The organism is Microcoleus sp. ARI1-B5 (genome assembly GCF_036705795.1).
Classification (GTDB): Bacteria; Cyanobacteriota; Cyanobacteriia; order Cyanobacteriales; family Microcoleaceae; genus Microcoleus.
Window position 1 is genome coordinate 1 of the sequence record NZ_JAUBVK010000066.1, and the last position, 5,700, is coordinate 5,700.

The following is a 5,700-nucleotide window of genomic DNA, read 5'->3' on the forward strand; positions in this document are numbered from 1 at the left end:
AGCATTGCAAGTGCTAGTCAGTCGCGCATCAATCTTCCTTAGTTACTCACGATTACAGGTTTGCACTCACTTGTCAACAGGTGCGACTGTAAAGTTTTGTTTCAAATTATTCGGCAAGCAACTCCATCACTTCGTGGGGCGTAATGCCGTAAATAGCGGCTAGCAGTTTGATATTTTTCACATCACTTCCCAACTGTTTAAGCACCCCGATCGCAGCAATTAAGGGAATAGCTTCCTTTGTGGATTGAGTTAGTAAATCAATTGTCGTATTGGTATTGGCTCGTTTTTTATAAGTCCCTTCATTCATCTGCGGCGAATGTCCTAAATTTTTAGCCCTTGTTTCTTGAGACATCCCTGCCATTTGACCGTTCAGATTTGCCAGGTGACGTAACGCATGAGACTGAGTAAAACCCTTGTTCCATCTTTTCAAAGCTCTCCTGGCGCGGTCGTTGTATATACCAACAATTACCTTTGGACTGTTTGAGTTTGAGTGAATTTCAGGTAACTTACCTGACCTAATGTTTAGACACTCTATCAAGTCAGGATGAGTAGGCGGAGGCATGGGTACGCACAATCGGTAGCCTGTTTTGGTTGTGGTATCTAATAGTGTCTTGTCACCAACCACAGCAATCATTTTTTTATTGCTTGGCTCAGTCAAGGCAGGGATGATAACACCATCCTTTGTCTTGAATGCTTTGTCGATATTCAGAATGGCAAAGACCTCGTGAACCCGGAAGCCGTACACTACTTGCATCGAAAACACCCACAACCATCGCTTGCGCGATTCTAAATTATAGCGTTTGTCAGCAGGGATGTTTAATACATCGTTATGAAGCTTCAAAAATTCATTTACCGATAAGGTTTGAAGGTCTTCACGAAATTCTGTTTGCGTGCCGTCAACTTCTTTAAGGCGAATAAGTAAGTCGGTATTACCAATAGTCTCAGCTAGCTTCCGCATGGCGCACAGGCAGTTTTTAAAACATTTAGTACCTGGTTTTTTGCTGTTGACTACTGAGAGAATATCTGGCAAGTTTACAATCCTATTATCTGGCAATAACTTGAAATAGTCACCATAAACACATCTCCAAGAATACTGCTGACTAATACTACTCCTGTCACGCTGCTGACGGCGTTTAGTGCGCCCATTCCAGTATTTTTCCTCTACTTTTGCGATAGCCTCGCCGAACGTCATCAAATCATTCTTGACGACGTTCTTTTCTAGGATTACATCATCGTACCAGCTTAAAAACTGACTCTCACTAGAGAAAGATCGTAGTGCGCTAGCAACTAAGTGAGTTTTTCTCAGAGCATCAGTAATACCTTGCATCGTTAGGTAGCACCCACAGGTCTTATTGACCCGCTTGTCACCTAGCTTGAACTGGAGGGTAATGTAAGACCCTTTAGCTTTGCTATCCTTCTTAAGCCCTACCCCTTTGGGGTGAGTCGAGGGGGGATATTATTCCCCGCCCCTCTCAGTTAGAACCGGACGTGCGACTTTCACCGCATCCGGCTCCCGATGTTCTTGACTTGCGCCTTTGCTCATGTGGATATAATCGTGACAGCTTTCGTGAACCGCTAAGAGGTTGTTTATTTTCCGATTACTGTGGCAACCATCTACGTGGTGCAGATGTACCTTTTCATCGCCTAGCATTTTTAAGCCACATTTCCCACATTTATGGTTTTGCCGTTTTAAAGCTTTAGAGGTTTCGCCGTCATAGAGCTTGCTATTGCGCTCACTCCAATAGGCTATGTCTCCGTCATAAGGTGATTTCTCACCTTTGACATTGACAAATTTGTTTTCGGAGTAAGGAACCGCTGGGAACGCTTTTTCTATCAGTTTCTTGACAGTATAGCGATTCTGTTTTGCTTCCTTGTTGAATACCTGAAATGCCCTTGTTTCAATGTGATATAACGAATTTTTAGATCCGTCCATCTTGCAAAAGCGATGGTAGTTTCTCCAACCTCTAACTACAGGGGCTAATTTCTCAGCCTTGACCGTAGCACCATAATTCGAGTTGTTAACGATGTGTTTTACCTTCTGACGGAAAGCTCTAAAATTGTCCGCTGATGGAACGCATCTAAATTTCCCGTTGTTTTGCACTTTAAAATGCCAACCGAGGAAGTCAAATCCATCTGTCGTAGCCGTTAGCTGAGTTTTCTTTTCACTAACTTTCATCCCACGTTCTGCCAGGAATTCGTTGACTTGATCAAGTATTGCCGTTGCGTCATCTTTGGGCTTGAGAATTATTACCATATCGTCCGCGTAGCGAACTGATTGGTGTATCTCCTCAATCCCATTGAGAGCGATATTGGCGAGTAATGGACTAACCACACCCCCTTGCGGAGTTCCTTGTTCTGGAAATTCTGGGTTAACTCCTGATTTTAGACAGCGGAATATTCCGGCCTTGATGCCCATTGGAGCAATGAGTCGTTCCATGATACTGATGTGGCTTATCCGGTCGAAGCATTTTTCGATATCGAGTTCGATAACTCGTTTTTCTATTCCATTGCTCTGGGAGCGTAGATTGTGGAACAAAAATTTCTGCGCGTCATGCGCTGACCGTCCTGTTCTAAAACCGTAACTCCGGGAGTGGAAGGTTGCTTCGTGTGCTGGCTCTAAGGCATATTTTGCGAGGCATTGCCACGCTCTATCTGCGGTAGTAGGTATCTTTAGGAGGCGGGTACTCCCATCCTTTTTAGGGATTGGTATTGAACGCAACTTCTGATGTTTCCAGTTGTTACTTTGGGTTCTGAGTTTTTCACTCAGCGCAAACCTTTCCTCATGTGTGAGTGAGGCTTTTCCGTCGATTCCCGCAGTCTTTTTGCCAGCATTTAGTTGAGTTACTTGACGTATCGCCAACATGATTGCAGCCGTGGATTTCAGAATTAGCTTTTGAATGGACTTCGCTTTCTGCTTGTCTCCAATTTGAATCGCTTTGAACACTCGTTTTTGTAGGCGGAATAAGTCCCGTCGGAATTTCTTCCAAGGTAACGTTTTCCAAGATTCACTAGCATTACTGCTGTGGTGGAGTCGAGGGGGAGTATTATCTCCCGCCCCTCTCCGTTAGATCCGGACGTGCGCCTTTCGGTGCATCCGGCTCCCGATAATCTAAGGCTTAGCCTTTGCTCATGTGGAGGTAATCGTGGCAGCTTTCATGGATTGCTACGAGATTACTAGGCTTCCAGTTGTTGTGGTTGCCGTCAATGTGGTGAAGCTGCACCCGTTCGTCATCGTTGAATTTAAGCCCACATTGCCCACATGAATGATGCTGTCTTTTAAGTGTTCTGGCTGTGGCTCCGTCGTATTTATCGGAGTTTCTCTTGCTCCAGTAGATGGTGTCGCCGTCGAAGGGGCTTTTATTTCCCTTGACATTGACGTGCTTATTTTCTGAGTAGGGAACGCTTGGGAAAGCCTTATCGATTAAGGCATCAACCTGATAACGGTTAAGTTTTCGTTCTCTACTGAAAACCTTCCATGCTCTGTGGCGTGTGTGCCACAGCGAGAAACGAGAACCCTCCATTTTGCAATAGCGGTGGTAGTTTCTCCATCCCCTGATGATAGGAGCCAATTTTTCAGCCTTGACTTCAGCACCATAATTCGAGTTGTTGACGATGTGTTTGACTTTGGTTTGGAACGCTTTAAAGTTTTCTTCAGAAGGACTACTTCTAAACTTTCCATTTTCTTGTACCCTAAAATTCCATCCAAGAAAGTCAAATCCATCTGTCGAGGCTACCAGTTTTGTTTTGGAGGCTTTAACGTTCAACCCCCATAGTGCTAGGAATTCTTCCACCTTAGTTAGGACTTTGGCGGCGTCGTCGTTTGGCTTGAGAATAAACACCATGTCATCGGCATATCTTACCGATTGATGAATGTCTTCTATTCCGTCAAGTGCTATGTTGGCTAGTAGCGGGCTAATGACTCCGCCTTGAGGTGTACCTTGGTCAGGGAAGTCTGGACTAATTCCAGACTTCAGGCATTTCCACAATCCAATCTTAATAGACTGGGGCGCTATTATTTTGCTCATTAGCATACTATGGTTGATGCGGTCGAAACATTTCTCAATATCTAGCTCCAGAATTCTCTTTACTTTGCCTCCATGATTGGATTGCAAATTTATGAAGAGTACCTTCTGGGCATCGTGCGTCGAGCGTCCAGGTCTAAAACCGTAGCTTCGTGCATGGAATAATGCTTCGTGTGCTGGTTCGATGGCGTACTTGGCGAGACATTGCCAAGCTCTATCTGAGATTGTGGGAACTTTCAAAATTCGCTTAGTACCATCCTTTTTTGGGATTGGAATTTCTCTAAGTCCTTGATGTTCCCAGTGACGCACCTTGTTCTTTAGAATCTCGTTCAATTCAAAGCGTTCTTTGGCACTAAGACTTGCTTTACCATCTACGCCAGCAGTTTTCTTACCCTGATTGAGTTGTGTCACTTGACGAATTGCCAGCAACCTAGCGCTTTGGCTTCTCAGTATTAGCTTTTGAAGCTTTCTGGCTCGTGCCTTGTCTCCAACTTGAATAGCTTTCCACAATCTGACTTGTAGGCGAAATAAATTGCGCCGGAACTTCTTCCAATGCAATGTCTTCCATGATTCGCTAGTTATTACACTGCGTCCAACCATACTCTACTTACCTTCTTGTGTTCTGATTACCTCAGCGAAATTACTCGCTGTCCTACCCGATGCCTAAGAGTTCCGTGTCCTGTCTCACCTACTGGAGTTTCGACCGGCTCCAGACTCAAACATCGTTTTTATTCGTTCCTCTTCCCGATTGGCTGACGATTTAGGGCGGTTCAATTTGCCTACTCTCTTCTCAGGGTTGCTCCTGTTTTAGACAGAACGAAGCGAGAGTTTCGAGAGTGAAGTCCACATTATTTGTTCAGATTGTGGCTTGCATGAAAGACACTTTTTCAGAACCTATTTACCCATGTCGTCTCCCCATTAACGCCAGTGCGCCTATCTGTTTTGGCTCTGATTGCGTCCTGTTTCCAGCTTCACTCTGTAAGATTCCAGGCTTACTCGGTGTGGACAGGTTGGGAGTCACATCACCCTAGATGGACGGGACTTAAACCCGTATCTTGGAAGAAGTTATGAGGGATAAAGCACTCTTTCCCTCACCTCAGCTTATGTATTCGGCTGAGAACGAATCGCACGTCTAATCATGCTCTTCTCCAACTTATGTTTTCTGAACACCTTGCAGCAATTACGCCACATCCTACCCGAACTGAGGGAGTTCCGCTGCTCGTCTGGCCTACTTTGGAGTTCGACTTCTCCTAGACCCTCAATTCGTTTTTATTCGTTCCCTCGGGCGTGATTGTTTGTTCCTTTAGGTGTAGCCACTTTAACTACTGGATTCCCTGGACTCTTACCGATATCATGCCTCAAACTCGGCGGGAATAGTCTCCAGTGAAGTCGGGATTTATGGGCTGTGTCCCGCTTGAAAGTAAGTTACTTTTATAGGCTCAGTTTCACCATTGGAACTCCCCATTAACGCCAGTGTCATCCCACAATAGATGTCTGATTGCGTCCTGTTCCCAGCTTCACTCTCCAAGAATCGAGCTTGGTCGGTGTGGGCAGATAGGGAGTCATACCTGAGTCTGGCAGAAGGGGCTTGCACCCTTATCAGACCGAGAGTTCAGCCTTGTGGCTGGAAGGGCTATGTACGGGCTTTCACCGTGATTCACGCTTCAACGAATCGCAC

4 protein-coding genes and 1 pseudogene are annotated in these 5,700 nt (G+C 45.3%); 1 reads left to right on the plus strand and 4 read right to left on the minus strand.

What is annotated here, in order from left to right; genetic code table 11:
* Positions 1 to 106: 106 nt before the first annotated feature.
* The 4 genes and pseudogenes from QUB63_RS34755 to QUB63_RS34770 form a co-directional block, all read right to left on the minus strand.
* Positions 107 to 1,327, minus strand: a complete 1,221-nt coding sequence (locus tag QUB63_RS34755; protein ID WP_332949939.1) for a hypothetical protein — start codon at positions 1,325 to 1,327, stop codon at positions 107 to 109.
* A 129-nt stretch (positions 1,328 to 1,456) separates the two neighbouring features.
* Positions 1,457 to 2,101, minus strand: coding sequence for an HNH endonuclease (locus QUB63_RS34760; RefSeq protein ID WP_332949942.1), 645 nt, complete (start codon positions 2,099 to 2,101; stop codon positions 1,457 to 1,459).
* 15 nt (positions 2,102 to 2,116) lie between these two features.
* A pseudogene (locus QUB63_RS34765) lies at positions 2,117 to 2,989 on the minus strand (reverse transcriptase domain-containing protein); the annotation flags it as partial.
* A gap of 127 nt (positions 2,990 to 3,116) precedes the next feature.
* Entirely contained in the window at positions 3,117 to 4,622 is a 1,506-nt protein-coding gene (locus QUB63_RS34770) for a group II intron reverse transcriptase/maturase (RefSeq protein ID WP_332949940.1), read from the minus strand.
* Between the two features lie 890 nt (positions 4,623 to 5,512).
* Between QUB63_RS34770 and QUB63_RS34775 the strand changes: the two genes are divergently transcribed.
* A partial coding sequence (locus QUB63_RS34775; RefSeq protein WP_332949941.1) for a hypothetical protein occupies positions 5,513 to 5,700 on the plus strand: 188 nt, incomplete at its 3' end.